Source organism: Prochlorococcus marinus XMU1419 (assembly GCF_017695955.1).
Taxonomy (GTDB): domain Bacteria; phylum Cyanobacteriota; class Cyanobacteriia; order PCC-6307; family Cyanobiaceae; genus Prochlorococcus_A; species Prochlorococcus_A marinus_AD.
In genome coordinates this window covers 259,429-282,180 of sequence record NZ_JAAORO010000003.1, presented here as the reverse complement: position 1 = coordinate 282,180, position 22,752 = coordinate 259,429, and the positions used below count along the sequence as shown (strand labels likewise).

The 22,752-nt window shown below is 29.1% G+C and carries 33 protein-coding genes and 1 tRNA gene; 15 read left to right on the top strand and 19 right to left on the bottom strand.

All coding sequences use genetic code 11. The features are described from left to right. Nucleotides 1–129: 129 nt before the first annotated feature. Nucleotides 130–282 (top strand): hypothetical protein, encoded by a 153-nt coding sequence (locus tag HA151_RS07620; RefSeq protein WP_209106871.1) that lies wholly within the window; start codon nt 130–132, stop codon nt 280–282. A gap of 3 nt (nt 283–285) precedes the next feature. Here HA151_RS07620 and HA151_RS07615 read toward each other — a convergent pair whose 3' ends face one another. The 3 genes from HA151_RS07615 to HA151_RS07605 form a co-directional block, all read right to left on the bottom strand. Continuing rightward, nucleotides 286–1,392 (bottom strand): fatty acid desaturase, encoded by a 1,107-nt coding sequence (locus HA151_RS07615; RefSeq protein ID WP_209106870.1) that lies wholly within the window; start codon nt 1,390–1,392, stop codon nt 286–288. Between the two features lie 81 nt (nt 1,393–1,473). Next, on the bottom strand, nt 1,474–1,629 hold the full coding sequence (locus tag HA151_RS07610; RefSeq protein ID WP_209106869.1) for a hypothetical protein: 156 nt from the start codon (nt 1,627–1,629) through the stop codon (nt 1,474–1,476). Between the two features lie 85 nt (nt 1,630–1,714). After that, nucleotides 1,715–1,933 carry a M protein gene (locus HA151_RS07605; RefSeq protein WP_209106868.1) on the bottom strand — a complete coding sequence of 73 codons (219 nt, stop codon included), beginning with the start codon at nt 1,931–1,933 and terminating at the stop codon, nt 1,715–1,717. Between the two features lie 210 nt (nt 1,934–2,143). On the opposite strand from HA151_RS07605, the gene HA151_RS07600 reads away from it, so the two are divergent. Continuing rightward, a complete protein-coding gene (locus tag HA151_RS07600; RefSeq protein ID WP_209106867.1) occupies nt 2,144–2,470 on the top strand; it encodes a restriction endonuclease subunit S in 327 nt (108 codons plus the stop codon). A 3-nt stretch (nt 2,471–2,473) separates the two neighbouring features. On the opposite strand, the gene HA151_RS07595 is transcribed toward HA151_RS07600, so the two are convergent. From HA151_RS07595 to HA151_RS07585, 3 genes are all read right to left on the bottom strand, one after another. Continuing rightward, entirely contained in the window at nt 2,474–2,809 is a 336-nt protein-coding gene (locus HA151_RS07595) for a DUF805 domain-containing protein (protein WP_209106866.1), read from the bottom strand. 69 nt (nt 2,810–2,878) lie between these two features. Then, nucleotides 2,879–3,043, bottom strand: a complete 165-nt coding sequence (locus tag HA151_RS07590) for a hypothetical protein (RefSeq protein ID WP_209106865.1) — start codon at nt 3,041–3,043, stop codon at nt 2,879–2,881. A 593-nt stretch (nt 3,044–3,636) separates the two neighbouring features. Next, complete coding sequence (locus HA151_RS07585) at nt 3,637–3,819, bottom strand: hypothetical protein (protein WP_209107153.1); 183 nt, start codon at nt 3,817–3,819, stop codon at nt 3,637–3,639. A 284-nt stretch (nt 3,820–4,103) separates the two neighbouring features. On the opposite strand from HA151_RS07585, the gene HA151_RS09365 reads away from it, so the two are divergent. Then, nucleotides 4,104–4,235 (top strand): hypothetical protein, encoded by a 132-nt coding sequence (locus tag HA151_RS09365; RefSeq protein ID WP_257008698.1) that lies wholly within the window; start codon nt 4,104–4,106, stop codon nt 4,233–4,235. A 63-nt stretch (nt 4,236–4,298) separates the two neighbouring features. Here the strand turns inward: HA151_RS09365 and HA151_RS07575 are convergent, their stop codons facing one another. Together HA151_RS07575 and HA151_RS07570 are read right to left on the bottom strand one after the other, a co-directional pair. Then, nucleotides 4,299–4,469, bottom strand: coding sequence for a hypothetical protein (locus tag HA151_RS07575; RefSeq protein WP_209106864.1), 171 nt, complete (start codon nt 4,467–4,469; stop codon nt 4,299–4,301). 91 nt (nt 4,470–4,560) lie between these two features. Beyond that, complete coding sequence (locus HA151_RS07570) at nt 4,561–4,836, bottom strand: cupin domain-containing protein (protein WP_209106863.1); 276 nt, start codon at nt 4,834–4,836, stop codon at nt 4,561–4,563. A gap of 118 nt (nt 4,837–4,954) precedes the next feature. On the opposite strand from HA151_RS07570, the gene HA151_RS09360 reads away from it, so the two are divergent. Next, the gene (locus tag HA151_RS09360; RefSeq protein WP_012008254.1) at nt 4,955–5,089 is read left to right on the top strand and encodes a hypothetical protein; all 135 of its coding nucleotides are present in this window, start codon (nt 4,955–4,957) and stop codon (nt 5,087–5,089) included. A 196-nt stretch (nt 5,090–5,285) separates the two neighbouring features. Here HA151_RS09360 and HA151_RS07565 read toward each other — a convergent pair whose 3' ends face one another. Further along, nucleotides 5,286–6,158: an EamA family transporter gene (locus tag HA151_RS07565; RefSeq protein WP_209106862.1), complete on the bottom strand. Its 873-nt coding sequence runs from the start codon at nt 6,156–6,158 to the stop codon at nt 5,286–5,288. A 138-nt stretch (nt 6,159–6,296) separates the two neighbouring features. Further along, complete coding sequence (locus HA151_RS07560) at nt 6,297–6,533, bottom strand: hypothetical protein (protein ID WP_025954851.1); 237 nt, start codon at nt 6,531–6,533, stop codon at nt 6,297–6,299. Nucleotides 6,534–6,718: 185 nt separating this feature from the next. Here HA151_RS07560 and HA151_RS07555 point away from each other — a divergent pair, with 185 nt between their 5' ends. The 6 genes from HA151_RS07555 to HA151_RS07535 all read left to right on the top strand — a co-directional run bounded on the left by HA151_RS07555 (nt 6,719) and on the right by HA151_RS07535 (nt 10,969). After that, nucleotides 6,719–7,963 carry an NAD(P)/FAD-dependent oxidoreductase gene (locus HA151_RS07555; RefSeq protein WP_209106861.1) on the top strand — a complete coding sequence of 415 codons (1,245 nt, stop codon included), beginning with the start codon at nt 6,719–6,721 and terminating at the stop codon, nt 7,961–7,963. A gap of 119 nt (nt 7,964–8,082) precedes the next feature. After that, on the top strand, nt 8,083–8,832 hold the full coding sequence (locus HA151_RS07550; protein ID WP_209106860.1) for a GAF domain-containing protein: 750 nt from the start codon (nt 8,083–8,085) through the stop codon (nt 8,830–8,832). Nucleotides 8,833–8,920: 88 nt separating this feature from the next. Further along, on the top strand, nt 8,921–9,406 hold the full coding sequence (locus tag HA151_RS07545; protein WP_209106859.1) for a DUF2214 family protein: 486 nt from the start codon (nt 8,921–8,923) through the stop codon (nt 9,404–9,406). Continuing rightward, nucleotides 9,403–9,939 (top strand): DUF1643 domain-containing protein, encoded by a 537-nt coding sequence (locus HA151_RS07540; protein ID WP_209106858.1) that lies wholly within the window; start codon nt 9,403–9,405, stop codon nt 9,937–9,939. Before HA151_RS07545 ends, HA151_RS07540 begins: the two co-directional genes overlap by 4 nt. 82 nt (nt 9,940–10,021) lie before the next feature. Next, nucleotides 10,022–10,150 carry a hypothetical protein gene (locus tag HA151_RS09355; protein WP_011863480.1) on the top strand — a complete coding sequence of 43 codons (129 nt, stop codon included), beginning with the start codon at nt 10,022–10,024 and terminating at the stop codon, nt 10,148–10,150. Nucleotides 10,151–10,237: 87 nt separating this feature from the next. Further along, nucleotides 10,238–10,969, top strand: a complete 732-nt coding sequence (locus tag HA151_RS07535) for a pirin family protein (RefSeq protein ID WP_209106857.1) — start codon at nt 10,238–10,240, stop codon at nt 10,967–10,969. A 13-nt stretch (nt 10,970–10,982) separates the two neighbouring features. Here the strand turns inward: HA151_RS07535 and HA151_RS07530 are convergent, their stop codons facing one another. Next, the gene (locus tag HA151_RS07530) at nt 10,983–11,297 is read right to left on the bottom strand and encodes an MATH domain-containing protein (protein WP_209106856.1); all 315 of its coding nucleotides are present in this window, start codon (nt 11,295–11,297) and stop codon (nt 10,983–10,985) included. Between the two features lie 116 nt (nt 11,298–11,413). After that, nucleotides 11,414–12,814: a UDP-N-acetylmuramoyl-L-alanine--D-glutamate ligase gene (gene murD, locus HA151_RS07525; RefSeq protein ID WP_209106855.1), complete on the bottom strand. Its 1,401-nt coding sequence runs from the start codon at nt 12,812–12,814 to the stop codon at nt 11,414–11,416. A gap of 98 nt (nt 12,815–12,912) precedes the next feature. Between murD and HA151_RS07520 the strand changes: the two genes are divergently transcribed. After that, the gene (locus tag HA151_RS07520) at nt 12,913–13,179 is read left to right on the top strand and encodes a hypothetical protein (RefSeq protein ID WP_209106854.1); all 267 of its coding nucleotides are present in this window, start codon (nt 12,913–12,915) and stop codon (nt 13,177–13,179) included. Here the strand turns inward: HA151_RS07520 and HA151_RS07515 are convergent. Continuing rightward, nucleotides 13,174–14,103: an oxidoreductase gene (locus HA151_RS07515; RefSeq protein ID WP_209106853.1), complete on the bottom strand. Its 930-nt coding sequence runs from the start codon at nt 14,101–14,103 to the stop codon at nt 13,174–13,176. The two genes, HA151_RS07520 and HA151_RS07515, sit on opposite strands and share 6 nt — an antisense overlap. Before the next feature lie 107 nt (nt 14,104–14,210). Beyond that, nucleotides 14,211–14,960 (bottom strand): NAD-dependent DNA ligase, encoded by a 750-nt coding sequence (locus tag HA151_RS07510; protein ID WP_209106852.1) that lies wholly within the window; start codon nt 14,958–14,960, stop codon nt 14,211–14,213. Nucleotides 14,961–15,236: 276 nt separating this feature from the next. On the opposite strand from HA151_RS07510, the gene HA151_RS07505 reads away from it, so the two are divergent. Continuing rightward, nucleotides 15,237–16,391, top strand: coding sequence for an FAD-binding domain-containing protein (locus tag HA151_RS07505; protein ID WP_209106851.1), 1,155 nt, complete (start codon nt 15,237–15,239; stop codon nt 16,389–16,391). A gap of 136 nt (nt 16,392–16,527) precedes the next feature. Then, complete coding sequence (locus HA151_RS07500; protein ID WP_209106850.1) at nt 16,528–17,079, top strand: DoxX family protein; 552 nt, start codon at nt 16,528–16,530, stop codon at nt 17,077–17,079. 239 nt (nt 17,080–17,318) lie between these two features. On the opposite strand, the gene HA151_RS07495 is transcribed toward HA151_RS07500, so the two are convergent. The 5 genes from HA151_RS07495 to HA151_RS07475 form a co-directional block, all read right to left on the bottom strand. Beyond that, entirely contained in the window at nt 17,319–17,870 is a 552-nt protein-coding gene (locus tag HA151_RS07495) for a pyridoxamine 5'-phosphate oxidase family protein (protein ID WP_209106849.1), read from the bottom strand. Then, complete coding sequence (locus HA151_RS07490; protein ID WP_209106848.1) at nt 17,863–18,480, bottom strand: methyltransferase family protein; 618 nt, start codon at nt 18,478–18,480, stop codon at nt 17,863–17,865. The genes HA151_RS07495 and HA151_RS07490 overlap by 8 nt, the downstream gene beginning before the upstream one ends. A 67-nt stretch (nt 18,481–18,547) precedes the next feature. Next, nucleotides 18,548–18,619 (bottom strand) — tRNA-Val (locus HA151_RS07485). Nucleotides 18,620–18,668: 49 nt separating this feature from the next. Beyond that, nucleotides 18,669–19,460: a photosystem II S4 domain protein gene (locus HA151_RS07480; RefSeq protein WP_209106847.1), complete on the bottom strand. Its 792-nt coding sequence runs from the start codon at nt 19,458–19,460 to the stop codon at nt 18,669–18,671. Continuing rightward, on the bottom strand, nt 19,461–20,027 hold the full coding sequence (locus HA151_RS07475; protein WP_209106846.1) for a hypothetical protein: 567 nt from the start codon (nt 20,025–20,027) through the stop codon (nt 19,461–19,463). A gap of 99 nt (nt 20,028–20,126) precedes the next feature. Between HA151_RS07475 and serA the strand changes: the two genes are divergently transcribed. Together serA and prmA are read left to right on the top strand one after the other, a co-directional pair. Then, nucleotides 20,127–21,713: a phosphoglycerate dehydrogenase gene (gene serA / locus HA151_RS07470; RefSeq protein WP_209106845.1), complete on the top strand. Its 1,587-nt coding sequence runs from the start codon at nt 20,127–20,129 to the stop codon at nt 21,711–21,713. 18 nt (nt 21,714–21,731) lie between these two features. After that, on the top strand, nt 21,732–22,643 hold the full coding sequence (gene prmA / locus HA151_RS07465; RefSeq protein ID WP_209106844.1) for a 50S ribosomal protein L11 methyltransferase: 912 nt from the start codon (nt 21,732–21,734) through the stop codon (nt 22,641–22,643). The last annotated feature ends 109 nt before the right edge of the window (nt 22,644–22,752 follow it).

Here is a 22,752-nt window from a genome sequence, read left to right as displayed (position 1 = left end):
AAAGAAAGAAACACTTTTAATTGTTCAATATTAATTTTATAAGTTAATCTTTCATCAAATCAGTATAAAGACTGATTTACTTTTAAGTAATTTAGTTAGAAGATAAAAAGTACACTTTTATATTTTCAAATGAAATCATTAATTAATTGGCTTTCGAAAATGTTAGAGAGTATGGCAAATGCTTTTATGCATCCATTAAAGAATGACTTACCACCATCTATTGGTACTCATGCATATAGCAATATTCCTCTAAAAAGAAAATTGAGAAGAAGGTTGAATTAACTATTAGCTTATTGGAATTAATTTTTCATTCTTACTGTCCCAAATAATATATCTGAAACAGTTAGGAAAATCTCTTAATTTTAAAAACTTTGATTTATGAAGCAAATGCATATTTGCTTTATGACAATCTCTTAAATTGTAATTTGGTATTCTCTCGGAGAGATGATGAATGCTGTGAAAAGATATGTCTGCTAAAAACCAATTTAGCCAATTAGGTATATCTAAATTGCTACTACCTAAAATCGCTCCATCGACTATATCCCAATTTTGTGTATTTTTAGCATATGCATTTTGATAGTTGTGCTGTACGAAAAATACACATATTAGGATTGCGGCTGAAAGTGTAGTTACCAAGGAATAAAATGATAAGAAAAAAACTGAACCTAACCATCTGCACATAAATATCCAACCAATTATTACAACTACATTGTTAATGATTAATTCAAATAATTCACTAAAGTTATCCCCATAATCTGTAAAAGGCGGCTTTACTCTCGAATTAATAGCTAAAAGTTCTGAAAATCTCCTGTTTTTTATTTTGATAAAAGTTTCTTTAACTATATCTTTAGTTAAATTAAAAATAATAATAATAAGTCCTAATCTAGGCTTTAAAACTAAGTAAAAGAATCCGCCTGGGAAAAGCATTATCCAATTACGACTTATTTTGTAAAATATCTTTTCTCTCTTAGAGAGAGAATTATATTCTTCAAGACTTAAAACATCTATGGGACCTTTATAAATCTCCCAATTACCATTATTTCTATGATGAAATGCATGATCAATAGACCATGATTTCTGTGGAATACCATTAATCAAACCCAGCAAAAATCCAAAAAGGCGGTTTAATTTACGTTTTGTAAAAAGAGAATTATGACCACAATCATGCATTAATGAGAATGTTCTAGAAGAGAACAGCGTCAGAAGACAGATAATAGGTATCAATAAAAGACATTTAATAAGTGAAGAAAAAGGATGATTTATTATTTGGTAAATAATTAACCAAATAGAAATTATTGGAATAATGGTAGTGAGAATTTGATAAAGAGCTCTAAAATTATTTCTTTTAAGGAATGGCTTTATTGAAAAGTCACTTCTTTTTACATCGTGCATATTCCACCTTTTCTAATGAAGATAACAAATTTAATGAAGTTTTGATTATTAACTATTAAATCTAATTTTTACTACAGATTACTAAAGAATAAATTCTTTAGACATAGTCCTTAATTGTTCTAAATTTAATTTCTCTAGGTAATTCTTGAAATCACTGATGTTCCTACTTGATTCAGAATCTTTGATCTCAGTAAGAAGACTATTAGAAATTAAATCAATAAGATGATCTTTATCCATATTCACTTATAGACCAAAATTCCGTCTTAAGAAATTATGGTCTTGAATTCGAGATCATTCACTCGTCTCTATTTAATAGTAATTTTTATAAACTTTTTAAATCTTGTTCTATTTTTTCTAATCTTTTATTTAATTCTTTTTGTTCCTTAATTAGGGATTTTTTCTTTTCTGCACGCTCTTTGTTCAAAGGAGAATTGAAATATTTTTGGTAAGAGACAAAAAAAACTGCTATTGCGACTGCAATGCCAAGAGCACCAATTATTAAAATTGGAGACGAAGGAAAGTCATAAAAAGGAATTGACAATGTTCTTTATTAAAAACAAATTCTAGCTATGTCATAAACAAAAAAATGAGTAATAAATACTTATTCTTTACATAGCTTTAAGGGTAATTATGCTAGTTATTTTTAAAAAAATAAATTAGGTTTATTTTTAATTAAATTTTAAAAATAAGTAATTGTACAGCTGTCAAAGAATGAATAACTAATAATGATTAAACTAGTAAAAAATTTTTTATGAAGAAAATCATAAATAAAAAACATAATAAAAATGAACCATGGTTTAAATGGTTAACGAGGGAACTTAATTCTTATGAAGCTTTTCAGGATTTTGAATCAGGAAAAAATCCACGAGATGTAGCAGAGGATTTTATATCTAGAAATAGTATTGCTATTTCAGAAGTTTTCGAAGATTTTGATGAAGAAGATAAAGATACACTCGATCAGTTTCTTAAATTAACCGAATGCGAGATGCATGTGTTTAGAATTCTTGAAAAACAATTAGAGTTAAGAAACAAGATAAGATTTGTAGATTTTAAAAAAAGAAAAAAAATAAAAAGTTAATTTCTATAGAAGTTTATTTTTTCCATTACCTTTCTTACCAAAGCCTAACCAGATAAACCACAAGATCCATCCGAAGATTGGTATTAAATTAATAAAGATCCATTTCCAATCTTTCCCAAAGTCTCTGATTCTTCTTATGTCAATAGCTATTTGAGGAATGACACAAACTAATCCATAAGCATTAAAACCAAACGTTTTTAAAAATATTGGGATAGTTAGGGAAGAAATTATAAGATTGGCTAATTGAACTAACCACCAGTCTGATCGAGATGTGAATCCTTTGAATTCTGTAGCTTTAATCCAAAACTCTTTATATGCATTCAAAAAGTCATTAAGCATAAATTAAAAATTCAAATAATTTAACACTATCAATTTAATCTTCAATTTTTTAAAAATTTTTTTTATTTACTAAATAGGATCAAATAAATTCATATCATTTGAATCTTGTTTTGGGAGCTCATCTCGATTTGGTAATGAACAGAATCCGTCTTTGCAAATCATCTTTTCTTTTGCAATACCGTTAGTTTTTGAAAATATGTTTTTGTTATTGTTATTTGAAGTTTCTTTCAGCATTTATATAAAAAAATTAAATCCAATATTAAATTAATAACTCAATTTTTTTTTATAAGCAACAAAATTAATATTAATTATTTATTTACTTTTTTTGATTTGGCAAGTCTCTCCAAAACAGCGCCATTATATAAATGAATAAAGATATAGAACAAATATAAAGTAAAGAATTTAGATGCATTTTTATTTATTAAAGTAATAACAAAGAAGTCCTTTCATAAAAATGGGATTTCAACAGATTGGTAATTTTTTGACTTAGCAATCAGACAAATTCTAGTATTTATCTAAGTTTTTTATGCTTTTCCCAAAATTTGAGAATGAAAAGTTTTAGATATTAGAAATATATCTTTTTAGTAAGTAAAACTTATAAATCTAAGAGTTTTATAAATCTAATCAAATTCTACATTATTGAATGTTTATTGTATTTCACGATCTATCCTTATCTATTTCTATAAGAGCCTTTCTACCTTCCTTAAGGGTTTTTAAGACGAGCCAGGTTAGAGAGGAAATCATAAGGATGGTAAGTGTAATTAGGGAAATATGAGTTGTATTAATAATGTCCGCCAATTTAATTAAATTACTTATGAGACTTTAATTCAAACGTCTGATCTAGAGTAAGCAGGTATTAGCATTCCACCATCTTGATCGTCATTATTGTCATCATCAAACCCACCCCCCAGGAGTAATTCAATGATTACAAGTACAGCTACTGGATAAAGGCACCATAGTATCGCTGTAAAAGGACTTACTAAGGAAGAAGCTGAATAAAATTCTGTCATAGATTGATAATAATCTAAAGAAACAACAATTGTGGATCCTCTGGGTAGTGTTTTATTCAATATTTCTATAAATATTTTTTAAAAACTTTTCTCTTTAGCACGAATAGATATTTGGTATGTATTGATATTTTTATTCTTAAATTCAATTTGAATAATAATTTTTTTGAACCTACTGAGAAACTAAAAATGACATAATGAATCGCGCGATTGTTATTTTTTATACTTAACAATAATTGTACAATTTTGATTCAAAAACTATTATTTATCTTGATTTTATAAATTCTATGTTTTCTTTCACTTTTGATCCTTTGGCTGCGATATTTGGTATATCAGGAATTGTAGGCTTCTTTTTCTTCGTTTCTGCTGCTAAGGGAACTTCCAGTATCAATACAAAACCAAAAAAGGAATTAGATTAGAACTTATTGTCTCAGAAATTAAATTGAAATTTTAAATTTAGTATTTAAAAGGCTTTTTAATTATTACTTATTCCATTGTTTAGAAATAAATTCAAGAAAATCTTTTAGATCCTCTTCAGGACAATTTGTTTGTTTTTGTAAATCAATGCAAATTTGCTTAATATTTTCAAAGGCATTTTTTACTATTTCGTTTTTTTCAATAACCTCAAAATATTCTTGATCAGTAAAAGGCATAATATTAGTTTCCTTCTTGAAAGTTATCTATTAACCATATTTTATCTACATTGACTTAACAGTAAAGAAGAAAAAATCTTTTTTCTTAAATTTAGCTACCCAATCGATAATGTTTTTTAATACTTTTGGTTACTTCCCATTCGCAGTTAAGTCCAGCAGGAAACTCAACAAGATCTCCAGCTTTAATAACGTATATGTCACCGTTTTGAGTACTTATTTTCGCTTGACCTTCAATAATTAAGCAAATTTCCTTATCATCGTAACTCCATTGAAATTTGCTTGGCTCACATTCCCAAATAGGCCAACTTTTTATTCCATACTGAATTATTAAGCTTGCACTACAGGGGGAAGTTATTAGAACTTTCACGAAATAGTTCGGATGTGTTTTTCATTTTACAAATAAAAGAAATATTTATTTTCGAGAATGTGTATTTCTTTACTGTCTTTTATTTTTTTTCGTTTATCATAAAAAAAATTTCTAATTTATGGATGAGCTTTCTGTATTGTCAATTTCGCTATCTATAGCTTCTTTAGGAATATTTTTTTTATTTTTCGCTTCAAATGATGATGATGACCAAGATGGAGGTAAGTTGATTAAATCATTAGAAAGAATTAATTAATTCCAAGTAAATAAAACATTTAATAGAGATTTATAACTTATAAAGCCTGCATAAATGCAGCTTAAAAAAATAACATAAACTTCCAACGTGCCGAGTCTTTTTTTCTTTAATGCTTTCATTGTTTTGAGTGTTTATAGGGTAATTTTATTTATTTTGATTTTTATTAACATGAGTATTTTTTACATTAACTAAGAGATTAAAGAATTATTAATGTCAAGCCAAAAAATAAAAAACAAGTAAAAAATATTATTTTTTTGGTAATTTCTCTTTCCTCAGTCTTAGCAAAAAATAAGGAAATTACTGGAGATATGCTTAATAAAGCCCAACCTACTCCAATGGGAAGGGTTTTAAACACAACTTGTTGTAGAAATATTCCTACATTTGTTCCAAGAAGTATTGAAATAAAAAATCTTTTTTGTTGTTTTTTGTCTATATTTTTTAAGAAAAAATTAATCTTAAATCCTTTTAGACTAATTAAAAAAATTATTGCACCTAATAATCTTATTTCAGTTGTAAGGAAAGGAGATAAATTGCTTTGAAGGAAAACAATCCTGGATAAAAGACCTCCAAGAACAGCACATAAAACTGATAAAAAAGGAAAAGCAAAAATCTTAAAGTTATTTTTTTCTGAGAAAGAGGAGTTTTCCTCTTTAAAATCGTTATCTTTTCTGAGAATTATGAATAGCGAAATCGTTACTATAATTATTCCAACCCATGATTTAGTTGTTAAATTTTCATTAATAAAAAATTCTCCTGATAAAGCTGCCATTAACGGAGAAAGAGTTTCTATAGATAAAGTTTTTCTTGTGCCAATTGTTTGTAGTGACTTTAAATAGAAAGTATCACCTAAACCAATACCTATTATTCCACTAATTAGTAGGATAAATATGTTTTTTAATTCAGTTGTAGAACTTAGATTGATAAAAGCAGGTATAAAAATTAAAAAAGCTATTATATTTTTTATTAAATTAATATCTATTGATTTATATTTTTGAGTTTGCGAGCGCCAAATAAAGCACGCATATGTCCAAGATGTAGCAGCTCCAAAAGCAGAAAGGATTCCAATCAAAACGAATAACTTTTAAAATTTTATTTTATAAATTGAGTAAATGCTAAAAAGAATACATAAATAAGAATCAAAATTCCCGGTAAGTACTGAATTAGTGATTTGAAATTATTTTTTTTCATGTTTCTAAAATTGTTTATTTTAAACAGTTTTTTTATTAGTAGGGTACAAACTCTCTAACTTCTTTCTTCTTTGAACTTTCGCATTAATTCTTTCTTCTTTTTCTTTTTTCTTGATCTCATCATTTATCTTATTTTGTCTATATCCAAACCAAAGTAGAACCCAAATAACAGAAGTTATTAAAAGAAGAGCAGTATATTGACCAGTCATAGGAAAACTGGCCTCAGAATATTTAACGTAAGAAAATAACAGACTCATTTAATTAACTTAAAGCATAAAAATAACGACTGTGTTGATTTTTCTAGAAATTACAAAATTAGCGAAACGTAGCAATTTATTATGTAGTTTTAAAGTTTTATATTTATTTTTTTATGGTTGTTGGACTAATTTTTCTTTATAACTACTTGCTATTATCAGATTGAAGCATATTAAATAATAAGTTTTTGGAACCTTTTGATTTAGCAGTTGTTGGAGGCGGTGCAGCCGGTTTTATGACAGCAATAACTGCTGCTGAAAATGGAGTAAAAAGAATAATAATTCTTGAAGGAACTTCAAAACTTATGGAGAAAGTAAGGATTAGTGGAGGGGGAAGATGTAACGTCACTAATGCGACATGGATACCGAATGAACTAATTGAGAATTACCCCAGAGGTGGAATTCAGCTCTTAGAATCATTTAATCGTTTTGCCGCTGGAGATGTATACGATTGGTTTGAGAAAAAAGGTTTAAAATTAAAAATTGAGGAAGATCTAAGAGTATTCCCAGTGTCTAATTCTTCTTCGGATGTTATTGATTGTTTGAGAAAAAGTGCTTTATCAAAAAACGTAGAGATTATAACAAAATTTTTTGTAAAAGAAATTGCAAAAACTCCAGATAATATATTTAATATTTTTAGTCTTAAAAAAGCAAAGGTAACTGCAAAAAATATTATTCTTTCAACTGGAGGTAATCCAAGCGGATATAAATTAGCTCAAAATCTTGGACACACCATTGTTAAACCCGTGCCATCACTTTTTACTTTTTCCACAAAAGAACCAAATTTGGATGAATGTAGTGGTGTATCGATAAGGGCCATAGATATAGAAATTAATTTAAACAATAAGAATTTTCAAAATAGAGGCGATTTACTAATAACGCATTGGGGGTTTAGTGGGCCAGCAGTATTAAAACTTTCATCAATTGCAGCAAGGGAACTTTATAGCCAAAAATATAAATTTAATTTAATCATTAAATGGTCTTCTTTAAGTTATGAGGAGTTAAAAGAAAAAATTAATTATTTAAGATTAAATAAAGGCAAGATGAATCTTATTAATAGTAGACCTGTTCCACTATTAACAAAAAGATTATGGATTTTTTTGTTAAATAAAATAGGTATTGATAAAGAGAAAAAATGGGCTGATTTAATGGCGGATGAAAGAGAGAAAATGATAAATACTCTGATGAGGGATAAATATATAATTTCGGGCAAAGGTCCATTTGGAGAGGAATTTGTTACCTCCGGAGGCGTAAAAATTAATGAGGTTAATTTTAAAAGTATGGAGAGCTTAATTTGTCCAGGGTTATTTTTTTCTGGAGAAGTTTTGGATGTTGATGGGATCACTGGTGGATTTAATTTTCAACATTGTTGGACAAGTGGATGGATCGCTGGGATGGCAGTCTCAAAGCTAAATCAATCAATATTAAATTAATAAGTAATAAATCAGTAAGTAACAATTCAATAAGTTTATCTTTTTTTTATTAAGTATTAGACGGAAAAAGTTTTTTGGAGAAACTTTAATTTTAAAGTTTTAATTATTGGTGAAGATTAATGCAGAATCTTGTATCAAAAAAAGAAGGAGAGGAAAGAAGATTAAAAGCTTTAGCAGAATATAGGATTTTGGGAACCAAGCCAGAATCATGTTATGACGATATTACAAAAATTGCTGCTACAACCTGTAATGTGCCTATTTCTTTAATGACATTGGTAGACAAAGATAAACAATGGTTTAAATCCAAAATAGGACTTCAAATATCAGAAACTAGAAGAGATTGGTCTTTTTGTACCCATGCAATAAAAGAAAATAGTCCATTAATTATTCATGATGCTTTCCAAGATGAAAGGTTTATAAATAATCCATTGGTAACAGGAGACCCCAAGATTCGTTTTTATGCAGGTTTCCCCCTTAGAAATAGTGATGGTAATAAACTTGGAACTCTTTGTGTAATAGACAGAAAGCCAGGAAATCTAACTACACAACAATTCAATATTATGGAATTATTATCCAAGCAAATAGTTTCATTCTTAGAGCTTAGAAAAAAGTCATTGAACTTGCTAGATGCTTTGTCTAACTTGCACAAACAGGAAGGTATTTTATCTGTCTGTTCATATTGCAGAGAAGTGAAAAATAAGGAGGGCGATTGGATGCATTTAGAAAAATATCTTTCGAAAATTAGTGATATTAGATTCAGTCATGGGGTTTGTGATAATTGTATGGAAAAACATTTCCCAGATGTAATCGAAGTATGGAATAAAAAGGATTTCTTTGAAGATGGTCAAAAAAGGTTTTTAGAGTCCTAGATTCAATACCTAACTTTTTATTGTTTAATTTATTTTCTAAACAAATTCTTTATTTGGTGGTTAGTATTGTATAAATTTTGACTAGAAAATGTTATTAGGAACTTTATTGACAGGTGAAATTGCTAAAAGTGCATTAGTAGCATATGTTCATTATTTAGGAATAATACTGTGTTTCGGTTCTCTTTTATTTGAAAGATTGACTCTCAAAGTAGGTCTTAATAGAAATGAGACGATCTCAATGATAATTGCAGATGTGGTTTATGGTTTAGCAGGAGTTGCGATATTAGTTACTGGGATTTTGCGTGTTAAGTATTTTGGTCAAGGAGGTGATTTCTATACAGGTAATCCTGTGTTTTGGATAAAGGTTTCTCTTTATATTCTTGTGGGATTACTTTCTTTATATCCAACAACAACCTATATCTTATGGGCCATTCCATTAAGTAAGAATAAATTACCTGAAATATCTGAAAATCTAGTCAATAGGTTCAGAATAATCATTACTACTGAATTAGTGGGCTTTGCAACTATACCTTTTTTTGCCACTCTCATGGCTAGAGGTGTAGGTTTAGGTTGAATTATTTATTTCTAGAAAGAAATTGTTTAATAAGTGCAAACAAACTATATAGATGGAGTTTAAGTTATAAGATTTCTAAATCTAAAAAAGAGATTATCTTTATTGGTTTAAATCCCTCATTATCGGATGAAGTTTTCTTGGACAACACAACAAAAAAGATAATCAAAATTTCGAAAAACAATAATTACGGCAAAGTAAAATTAATAAATCTATTTGCTCTTATTTCAAGCAAACCAGAAAAACTTTTTAAACATAAAAACCCTGTGGGGTACCTAAACAATAATCATATTTATAAAAACTTAAAACACTGGTCTGAAAGTAAAAATTGTGATTTATGGTTAGGTTGGGGCAACAAAGGTAAATTTCTAAATAGAAATAAAAGAATATCAAAAAAAATAATGCAATATAACTCAATTAGGAAAAGTAATTTTGATAATCCTCTTGGACCGCTTTTAATTAAGAAAACAATCAAAGATAATCCAATACACCCTCTATATTGTTCTGATTATTCCATCCTCCAATCTTATTTTTAGGTAGCAAGGCTCAAATGCAAACCAGTATTTTTAGCTAATCCATTAAATATGTGTTAATTTCTATTTGTTAAGTTAACCTAATATGAAAATTTCAAAGCAATTAAATAAACTAAAAAACTTGAATGTTGAGGCAGAAAAATGTTCTACAAGAGAAGAAGCAAAAAAAATAATTAATAAAGCAAATAAAGCACAAAGTAAAATCAACAAATAAATAAAAAGTAATTTCACTTATTCATAAATTATAATTTTCAAAAATATTTAATTTACACAAATACAACATATTTATTTCTTGGTATTTATGTCTTTGAAAATAATTAAAATAAGGAAATCGCACGAAAGATTTAGATCGACTAGAGAATGGCTAAATTCGATGCATTCATTTTCTTTTGCAGAGCATAGAGATCCAAAATGGGATAATTTTGGGAAAATTAGAGTTATAAACGAAGATATTATTTCTCCTAATGCAGGATTTGATACACATTCTCATGCAAATATGGAAATAATTACTGTCGTAACAAAAGGAGCAATAACTCATAGAGACTCTTTAAACAATCTTGGGAAAATTCACAAAGATGAAGTACAAGTTATGTCTGCAGGTACTGGAATCTCTCATAGCGAGAAGAATGAAGAAAATGTGAATTGTAAGTTGTTCCAGATTTGGATATACCCTCAAAAAGAAAATATCAAACCTCGATATGATCAAATTTCATTAAATGAAAAGTTGTGGGACAATCTTATTTTTAATTACAAAGAAGGTAAAAATAATAAGCTTTTTCTAAATCAAAGTATCTCTTTATGGCGTTGTAAATATAAGCCAATTAAAGAAAAAAAATTGCCATTAAAAATCGATAAATATAATTGGATACAAATAATAGAAGGTAATCTTTTATTAAAAAGTAAAGACTCTAAATCAAATATATTTCTCGAATCTGGAGATGGCTTGGGTTTTGAAGTTAATTATTATGATGATGTTTCTTTAGATACTGAAAAAAACTTAGATTTTCTCTTATTTTCGATGCCTTCCTTATAATTTAACTGTTATTTTACTCATCAACTCCTTTATTAAATGCATTTAAGGCTTGCAAAGCCATATTAAGGTGAACTTCCATGGCACCAAGTGCAATTAAAGAATTTGGTGATTTATCTTTTAGTAAAATCTCTTTTCTTTTTGATAACTCATTAACTACCTTCTTAGTTGAAGCTTCCCAGTTGTTGATTAATTCTTCAAATTCTCTTTTTTCAGGGCTTTCTATTTTTGCTAATTCATCAGAAAAATAAGAATCCTTTTGTGCCTTAAGCATCAAGTAGCTTAATTTTTTATGACTTATTGCTTGAGGTAAATTGTTAGATTCACTCATTGCTAGTGATTAATTTATAATCGAAATCTAACTAATTAAGTGAATATTTGCTAGAGGGTATACGGTTGTGATGACCGACCTGAAAATTACGAAATGATACTTGAACAAAAAATGGATTAATTAACCTTTAATTTTTCACTTATTAGTTTCTTGAAATAATCTCCACGCTCTTCATAATTTTTAAATTGATCAAAACTAGAGCATGATGGTGAGAATAATAATGTTCCAACCCTATTATTTTGTAAATAATGAAAAACAAAATTTAAAAGCTCTTTTAGTTCTGAAAATTCAAAAATATTTTTTTTAAATCCTTCCTTTATAAGAGCCATTTTAAGGACTTTTGAGCTTTCTCCAAAAAGAAAAACACATTTAACTTTTTTCTTTAAAACTTTTATCCACTCACTATATTCATTACCTTTTAATCTACCACCAGCAATGATTATTATTTGACCTTCAATTGAACTTATTCCTGCAATAGATGAGTCAAAATTTGTAGCTTTACTATCATTAATGATTTCCAGATCATTATTTTTATAAATTGTTTCCATCCTATGGGGTAATTGTTTGTAATTAGATAAAGAATCTTTAATCTTCTTTCCAGATAATCCAACTTTTCTTGCTGCTGCAATTACCAATAAAAGATTTTGAAGATTATGCATTCCTTTTAAAGAAAAATATTCAAGTTTGAATAATTTCTTTCCTCTCTCAACAATGTATGCTTGATCATCTATCCAATAATCGCATTGAATAAAATTTGATTTATCGAAACTAGTTGTTATCCAAACCCCTCTTGATAGCGAACTGCAGTGATTTCTGAGGTTTTCATCGTCATAATTATAAATTCTAAAATCAGATTTTTCTAGCAAGCTTTTTTTTATGTTGAAATAGTTCTCAAGTGTTTTATGTCTTTCAAGGTGATCTTCTGTGAAGGTTGTCCATATTCCAATATTAGGTTTTACTTCTGGAGATATTTCTATTTGATAACTGCTTAATTCAGCTACAACCCAATCAATTTTTTCATGTTTTTTGGAGTGAGCATATTTACATAAAGGTGTACCAATATTTCCAGCAAAAGGAGCATATAATCCATTATCGGAGAGTATATGGCTTAGTAGATGAGTAACAGTAGTCTTGCCATTAGTGCCAGTAATACCTATCCAATTAGTGTCTTTTAAAATTTCCCATGCAACATTAATTTCTCCAATTACTTGAATCCCCTTTTTTTTTAATTCAATAATAGTTATATGGTCATAAGGTATTGATGGACTTACAACAACAGATTCAATCTCTTTCACAAAAGGTTGAATTTCTTCAAATACAAATTCTTTTTTCAGGGAAACTAGTACATTAAGCTCTTCTAATTCTGTTTTTCTTTCTAAGAAGTCTCTCCCATCTTTACTTTCCCAAACAATTACTCTTTTATTGATGCTTCTCAAATACTTGGCAGCCCAAAATCCAGATTTACCTAATCCAATTACAAGATTAATATTTCTTTTACTTGAATGATTATCTATCATTTAATTTATAATTGTATTTATATTAATTGTGTTTAAGGGGTAATTCAATCATGAGATCTTTCTTCAGTATTTATAGTTTCGCCTAAGAAAAGTTTTCCATGGAAGATAATACTGCAAAATATTGGTTCTCTTGGTTTTATGAAAAGTGGGAGAAAAATGCTCCAGGTAAATTAATTGAGCAGGGTTTAACTCCATCTCAGATTGCTGAGCGCTTTGTTAATGAAAACCATGATAATTTTATTAAATTGTCAAAAAAAATTGATGAAAAGAATTATGATGCCTTAACAGAATTTATGAAACTCTCAGAGAGTGAATTACATATCTTGAAATATTTTTTAAAGTTAGTAAAAATGAAAAATTTATAGGAAGTTACTAAGTATTTCAAGGCTTTTTTCCCATAAATTTTTTCTTTCTTTTTTATTCATGGCGAAAGGAGAAGTTGGGGATAGTTTTGGATGACCTCTGAAATTAAATCTAGGACCATAATGATCACCGCCTCTTGCGTCTGGTGAAGTAGCTGCAAAAAGCTGAGGTAGAGCACCCATCTCAGCAGTTTGAAAAATAGGACTAAATAATTCTAATGAGAATGTTTCTAATGGACCAGGGTTAGGTTTTTGAGCAGTAAAGAGATTTGTTTTTGCAATTCCTGGGTGAGCAGCTAAAGAAAGTATATTTTTGTGCTTTAAGTTCTCATTTAGTTCCAAAGCAAACATTACATTTGCCAATTTGCTATTGGAGTAAGATTCCCATTTGTTGTAATAGTTTTCGGCTTTCAGATTTTTCCAACCAACTTTGCCAAAAAATTGTGCTCCGGAAGTTACCGTCACTATTCTAGATTCTTCTTTTTTTTCAATAATTGGAAGTAGCTTTAAAGTCAAAAGCATGTGAGCTAGATGATTAACTGCAAATTGTATTTCATATCCTTGAGCACTAAGAGTTTTAGGCGGATGCATAATGCCTGCATTATTGATTAGTAAATCTAAATTTTCAAAATTATCAAAAATTTTGGACTGAATTTCAATAATATTTTTTAAATCTGACAAATCTAATTCTAAAGGTGTAAATAATCCTTCAGGATTAAGACATTTAAGTTTTTTGATAGTTTGATTAGCTTTTTCAAGCGATCTACAAGCTATAACAACATGAGCATTTTTTTCTGCTAAGGCCTTAGCAGTGTAGTATCCAAGACCACTATTCGCACCTGTGATTAGCGCTGTTTTGCCTGTAAGATTTGGAATATTAGATGTTTCCCAGTTAGAGATTTTAGGTCTTGAAATAGTGGCAGTCATTTAGTAATCCTGCAGATTGTTTTGGAATTTAACCAAAATTTAATTACTTTCTACTGTAAATAATGGAATTTAGTATCGTGAGCTCTTATTGAAGATACTATTCAATATTATTTTTCAATGGCATATTGCCATTCGTTATTTTGAGATAAACTTTTCTCTCTAAGTAACTGTAATTTCCTACTATTTATTTTTATAACTATCCCATTAGTTGGATATTTCGCAAATATTTTTTTCTCTAACCAATTTTTTTTATATATTTGGATTTCGCTTGTATGATTTGTGAAGTAACTGTCAGGGGTGCTGAAGCCACATTTTTTAAGATAGTTAAGGGTTTCGTATTGATTAAGTCTTCCATTAAGTATTTGGAAACAGCAAAAGCGGAGACTTTCTCCAATCCCTTTCTTATCATTGAGGTATTTTCTTGTAATTCTTTGGGAAATGCCGGCAACTTGGTTTGTAGCGTATAGTTCACCTCTAATTTGAAAATCTCGTTTGATAGGAATACAATCGGGGACATTTTTAATTTGTTTAATTTTGCTTGAAACATCTAATCCTTTTTTTGTAATTGCTTTATTAAACTTGCCATCTATATATCTAATTGCAATAGCACAGCCATCAATTTTTGGTTGAATGCTTAATCTTGTTTTTGTTAATAAACTTTCCAAAAATTCTTTATAGTTTTCTTTGGCTAATTTTGGCAAAAGTTTATTATTTTTTTGATTAAAGTAGTCAGGCTCTGGATCAACAGGAATAAAGAGCTTTTCAAGTTGCTTAAATGCATCATCCGAAATTATGCCTTCACCTATTCTGTATTGTTCATCTAGATACTTAACATCTCTCACTAATAAATTATTCATAATAATTTTGATAAATATTTAAAAATCTTTTAGAAAAAATCATTTAAATAAAGATTTGAAAATAAAAATTAGATCTAAAAAGTAATTGACCACTAAATATCCTCCTACGCAGAGAGCGATTTAAAAGTATAAAATGTACTTATAAGACGTTTAAATTAAATACTTCAATCAAACATATTTACTTAAAAGTGAAATAGAAAATTTTAAGGATAAATTTGAAATCAAATTTTTGAAATTTCTATCAATACCAAAAAAAATTTTTTAAAGTTAGGAGAAATGTCATTTTTATTAAAAGCTCAAAAAACCTGGGAAAATTTTGCGAAATACAAAATCAATGATTATGCAAAATTAAGAAATTTTGATTTTGGGCCAAATAACGAAAGTTCAGTTTCAAAATTATCGCCTTTCATTACTCACAGAATATTATCGGAATATGATCTGATACATGATATTAAAAGTAAGTACAAAATCAAAAATTCAACTAAATTTGTTGAAGAAATATTTTGGAGAGTTTACTGGAAAGGGTGGTTGGAAAATAGACCTAAAGTTTGGAAAAACTTTATTTCAGAAAACAATCTCGATTTTGATTATGAGCTATATGAAAGTGCAATTAATGGTAATACAGAATTAGATTTTTTTAATTCTTGGGTCCATGAATTAAAGCAGTACAACTATTTGCATAACCATACAAGAATGTGGTTTGCGAGTACTTGGATATTTAATTTAGGCCTCCCATGGCAATTGGGAGCAAAGTTTTTCTTTAAATATCTTTTTGATGGAGATGCTTCATCTAATCTCCTTAGCTGGAGATGGGTAGGAGGATTGCAAACGAAGGGAAAACAATATCTTTTTTCATCATCAAACCTCAGAAAGTTTTCAAATAATAGATTTAATGTAGAAAAAATAAGTAATCAACAAATTTTTCTTGAAGAATCTAATCAAATACCATTTGAAGATGAGATTTATAAAAATGATATGGATCCTAAATCAGATAATCTGATTATGTTTGAAAATGATCTGCACCTTGCAACCCTTAAAAATTTACTTCTAAGCTATAAAAAAGTATTTATTATCCTTTTAAAAAATGAACAAAGACAAATTAAATTGTCTGAATCTGTTTTGAAATTTAAACAAGATTTGGTCTCTGAATTTGTAGAGCAATTTGATAATGTTGAACAGATTGATCCTTATTCATTGGAAAATACTTTTAAAAATACTAATGAAATAGACATTATTTATCCTGGAGTGGGAGAAAATTATGATTTCATAACTGAATTTAAAAATTTACACCATAAAAAAATTTTTAACCTTGTTAGAGATGAAGATTTATTTGCTTGGAAATTCGCCAAAAAAGGGTTTTTCAAATTTAAAGAAAATATTCCGAAAATCAATCAGATAATATTAGAAAATTATTCAAAAAATAATTTTTAACTTAGTTGACTTCCTAATCAGGATAAGAATTTATTAGAGTACTAAGTATAAATACTTAATTAGGCGCGACTTTTGCGGTTTAATCCACGATGGATACCGTGACTAGTTATTTTTACTTAAGGATAATTTTTTTATAGTGCTTTCAACAATTCTTACCAAGTCGTTTAGCAAAGATACTGCTTTATTAATTCTTAGGGTTATAACTGGAACTGTTCTTATTCATCACGGTTATGAGAAATTAGCAAATATAGAAAATTTCGCTGACGCTTTTGTCAGACCTTTACATCTCCCATTCCCAATATTTTTATCATACATAGCAGCATTCTCCGAAATAGGTGGTAGTTGGCTACTAATTATCGGATTAGCTACAAGATTCGGGGCTTTGGCAATTGTGGGAACAATTTCTGTCGCTATATACCATGCACTTGTCACTTCAGGTTTTAATATTTTCTTACTAGAGCTTTTACTTTTGTATTTCGCTTCAGCAACTTCAATTGCATTAACAGGGCCTGGTAATTTCTCCTTAGATGAAGTTATTATTAGAATTTTGAAATCTGAAGATGAAGAGGAAATCATTCCTTCAACAAAATCAAAAAATTCTAGGGAAGTTGAAGTTAAAGAAGAAGCAAGTAAAGGAGGCTTATTTCAATTTCTGCAAGCGAACATACTCTCAGATACTTCAAGCTAACTTTTTAGGATAAAGGTTATTGATTAGTTCTAACCTTTTTCTATAACTGTTTCTCTTCTCAAGTTTTATTTTAATTGTTGCTTCAGAAAGACTTATAAATAGCCCTATAGCAGTCACCCAAGATAAAAAAATAAAAGGGTTTTCTGGAATTTCTGAGAAATTCATATGAATAATACTTCTTTTTTAAAACTGACTGATCACTATATGTTTTTCAACCTAAATATACAATTTAGAAATATTTAAGGATTAATTTCAACTTTTTCCCATTTCTTACTCTTTTCCCAAAGATATCTTTTATGAACAGGCTGTTCTAATTTAAGAAGATCTACTGAATCGATTTCAAAATTTAGAACTGCAAAATTTTCTGACTTAGGAAGATTGGATAATATTTCATAAGAAGATTGGACTTTAGGGTTTATTTTCTCTCCAGGAGATCCCCAAAACCAAGAAGATTTTGATTTTTCTGATAATAAATCCCAATAATTTTTGTTATCACTTAATTCATGTATTTTTCCTTTGAATCTATATTGTGATTTGGTTTTCAAAAAGAACCATAATATTTCTGCATTGGGGTTGGATTTTAAATGTCCAATTTTTTCACTTCTTCTATCTGTAAAAATAATCATTGAACTATCTTTGTGCCATCCTCTGAAAACAACTGTTCTTAATCTTGGCTCATTTTCTTCGCTGACTGTTGCAAGCTGTATCCATCTATTAGAGGGTGATTTGCCCTCTTTTTTTCTAGAAGATTTTAAATCTTGCCTCCAACTGGGTAAGTTGTTATCAGGCATTTAATTTAGGCAATATAAGGCCACTTTTCTTTTTGTATTCTTCGAATGAATCATATTTTGAAAGCGATTTATCTTTTTTTATCATTCTTGGTAGAAAAACTATAGAGAAAAATATTGCAAGAATTACTAATGGTATGAAACTCATTGAAAGTATGGCGAATGATAGATAAATTAGTATTTCTCCTAGATAATTTGTATTCCTTATATTTTTGAAAAATCCTTCTTTAATTAGATCTTTTTTTAATTTAAGAGAAAAATATTTTTGGGCATCACTTGCAAAGTGTAGAAACACACCAATTATATTTATAGACACAGATACAGCTATTACGATATTTGGAACAGATTTCTGAGATGAGATAAGAATGTAGGGAGCTACCCAGTAACTTCCAAGGAAAATAAAACCAGTAACTGAAGTTAAAAAATTGATTTTTTCTTTAAAATAAGGATCTGGGAATATCTTTTCTTTTAGAAGCCAAAGTAATCCATAAGTACCATGCAGTGCTAAATAAACGTAGGGAGCAATCGTAAAATTATCAAAAAAAATCATAAGACCTATCACTACAAATGCAGTGAGCCCCTTATGTAGATTAATTATTTGATTAAGTTTCATCTTTTTTAACAATCTAAAAAATGAAATTATTTTCTGTGGATATAACCTAGTTCGTCAAAAGTTTTAATGGGCGATACTGGATTCGAACCAGTGGCCACTACCGTGTCGAGGTAGTGCTCTACCACTGAGCTAATCGCCCAAATTGAGGAATTTTTAATCCCCCTTATAAGAAAATAGCAGGTTGCGTTTCATTTTCTAAGTAATTTAACTTTCCATCGTTCTCTTTTGGTTATTTCTAAATTTAGAATTTCAATAAATCCTTTATTTTCAAGTTCTAGTTTGTCGCCAATTTTTAGATTAATTGTTGGCTTATTAACTTTGCTTCCATTTAATCTGAGCATTCCATTTTCTATCCTTTCAATGATTTTGGTTCGTGATACCCTAAATCCAGCTGAAGCTATAGCATCTAATCTTGTTGAAGCTTCTACTGTATTGACAAGTTTTTTTGATCTTCCAGCAGGTATTTGTAATTCATCTATACCTACTACATTAACTTTTACTTTTACGTCTCTTAAATAAAAAATCTTTTCATCTAGATGCTTAATATTTGAATTATCTATTATCCCTTGTGCTCCCCTATCGCCAATAGTCCATATATCTCCAACTTTTATTTGATTAACCCCATTTTCAATTAGGAGGGATCTAAAGTCGTCTTGTGTAGCATTATCAAATAAAAAATTTCCATTAATTTTTATTCCTTGAGCTGGAAAATTACTTTTTAGCGCATCCTCTTCAGGAACATTATCTCCTCTAAAGCAAGCTATCCTAGATCTTTGGGCAGAGGAGAATCCTCCATAAATAAAAAATTTGAAATCATTTAAATTTTCAAAATCTTTTAAAATCTCTTCGCAAACATAAGTTGAATTAAACCCAGTCCAATAAGTTTCCCAGTGTTTGTAGGCTAAGTTAGCAATATTTATTAATTCCTCAGTTTCTTTTTTGTAATTTGAATTTATTAAGATCTCTTTTAAGTCAATCATTTAGCCTTCTAAAAAAATTACATCTTTTGCTTCTGATTGTTTTATCAAAGCCCATGGTAATTCAGCTCCAATTTGATTTTCAAGTAGAACAAGCCATTTACCCTCTTTATTAAAATTAATGATCGATCTTAACTCTTTATTTCTATTAATGTTGATACTTGCAGAAGAAACAATGCTTCCTAAATATCCTGAACCCATTCCTAAAAGACCTCCAATTAATGATTGCCCGATATTATTTAAACCAAGAAAGCTGAAGGTAGATAAATTTGTCATATTTGAAAAAGCTATTCCAGCTATAAACCCAAATGGCATTAGCCATCTACTCATATCTTGTTGTCTAATCTTTCTATCAAGTTTAGGATTTAAGATTCTTATATCTTCAAAATTTTGAGATTTGAATAAGATATTTGCTTTCGCATTGAGCAATTCTGTTTCGTCTGATGATATTTTCTCACTTATTGGTGGGATCAAAATAGCTTCAGAGAGCATTACTGATTTTTCTTTGAAAACATCAAATAGCTGGATACATTTATCAATGTCTTCAAATATCACAATACTTTTAGTCAAATTTCAATCCTCAAATGTTTGTGTGTTATTCAAATTAATAAAATAAGATACATACACTATAGATTAAGTTAAAGTAAAAGATTAAAGAACCAATCTTAAATGACAAAAGTTCTCATTACAGATCCAATTGATCAAACAGGAATCGATATTCTTTCACAAGTTGCTCAGGTTGATCAGAAGATAGGAATCTCAGACTCTGAGCTAGCTTCTATTATTAAAGATTATGATGCTTTAATGATTCGCTCTGGTACTCAAGTGACCGGAGAAATTATTAACTCTTCAAGTAAACTGAGAATTATTGGAAGAGCAGGAGTTGGAGTTGATAATGTAGATGTTAAGGCTGCAACGCAAAAAGGAGTTCTTGTTGTTAATTCTCCAGGGGGCAACACAATAGCTGCTGCTGAACATACCATAGCTATGATGTTGGCTTTATCTAGACATATTCCAATTGCTAATAGTAGTACTTTGTCAGGTAAATGGGAAAGAAAGAAATTTGTTGGTAATGAGCTTTATAAGAAAAAATTAGGTGTAGTAGGTTTAGGGAAAATTGGTGCTCATGTAGCGAAAGTTGCTAATGCATTAGGAATGGATGTTTACGGATATGATCCCTTTGTCTCAACTGAAAGGGCTCAACAAATACAAGTTAAACTATCTGAACTAGAGGATTTATTCAAACAATCTGATTATGTAACTTTGCATTTGCCTCGCACACCAGATACAGAAAATTTAGTAAATATAGACGTACTTAAAAGTATGAAAAGTAGTGCAAAATTGATTAATTGTGCTCGAGGAGGCTTAATTGATGAAGAAGCATTAGCAGAAGCTTTAAATGAATCATTGATTGCAGGTGCTGCAATAGATGTCTTTTCTAAAGAACCTTTGGAATCTAATTCACCACTTTTGAAGGTTGAAAAGAATCTTATTCTTACCCCACATTTAGGAGCATCTACACGGGAAGCACAAGAAAATGTAGCTGTTGATGTTGCAGAACAAATAAGAGATGTATTGCTTGGTTTATCTGCTAGAACTGCAGTAAATATTCCAGGTTTGAGCCCTGATATTATGGATAGTCTAAAACCTCATTTGCAGTTGGCTGAAACAATGGGTCTGCTTATAAGCCAGCTTTCAGGTGGGCAGATTCAAAAACTAGAAGTAAAGCTTCAAGGTGAATTTGTTCAACATCCTTCTCAGCCATTAATAATAGCTAGTCTAAAAGGCCTTCTAAGTAAAGCTTTGGGAGATAGGATTAATTATGTGAATGCTTCTCTAGAAGCAGATTCAAGAGGTATTTCGGTAGTCGAGAATAAAGATGAGGCGAGACCTGAATTTGCTAGTGGGTCGCTTCAGTTAACCACTTATGGAGATAATGGAGACCATAGCGTAGCAGGTAGCATTTTTGCTGATGGGGAATTAAGAATTATAAGTATTGATCAATATCCTGTTAATGTATCACCAAGTAGATACATGCTGGTTACTAGGCACAGGGATATGCCTGGTATTATTGGCAAGCTTGGTTCTTTATTAGGTAGCAACAATGTAAATATTGCCTCGATGCAAGTTGGGCGCAAAATTGTTAGAGGGGAAGCTGTTATGGTTCTAAGTATTGATGATCCAATTCCTAATAAGTTGCTTGACACCATTATTGAAGTAGAGGGAATTACCAACGCTAATCCAGTTACTTTATAAAGAGGCCAGCTCTATATAATGGCAATTAAAGATTGGTATAAACTAACTTTTCTGATAGAAAGTGATTCAGAAGAAATTATTATTTGGAAATTAAATGAGCTGGGAATATTTAGTTTTTCATTTGAATATTTAATTAAAAATGAAAATAAAAAAGAGGTGAATATATGGCTTCCAGTCGATGATTGGGGTGAAAGTTCTAAGTGTGATTTTGAACAAATAATTAGCAAACTTCTAAATATTAATGCCCCGAAGAATCAATTTTTTGATTGGAGTATTATTAAAGAGGAGGACTGGTTGACAAGCTGGAAGAAATATTGGGCACCTGAATTAGTAGGAAATAATCTTTTAATATTGCCTTGTTGGATGAATTTAAATGAGAAATTTAAAGATAAAAAAATCATAAAAATTGATCCTGGCGCAGCCTTTGGTACAGGAAGTCACCCTTCGACTTATCTTTGCTTAGAAAAAATGGAGAATATTTTCTTTTCTGATAAAAAGATATTAGATATTGGGAGTGGTAGCGGGATTTTGAGTGTCGCCGCAAGATTGCTTGGCGCTAAAGAGGTTTATGCAGTGGATAATGATTATTTAGCTATAAATTCAACAAAATCTAATTTCCAACTAAATTTCGGTGATTTAAACAATTTAAATACATATTTGGGATCTTTTAGTGAGGTAATTTTAAAAAATCAACTCACACAATTTGATTTTGTTTTATGCAATATTCTTGCAGAAGTAATAAAAGGAATGATTCCAAATATTTATAAGTGCTTGAGAAACAATGGGGAAGTCATTTTTAGTGGAATTCTAGATTCACAAAAAGATGAAATTATAAAAACATTAATTCAGAATGACTTGAAATTATTGGATGTATCAACTAGAAAAGATTGGGTATGCATTTCTGCTCAAAAACCTACCGATCAAACATAAGTATAAGTTTTTCTTATAGATATTCATTAATACATTTTATTGTGTCATTTTTTACTTCAAAATCTCACATATCGACCCAATCGATGTTAAAAATGTAGTTGATAGGTAT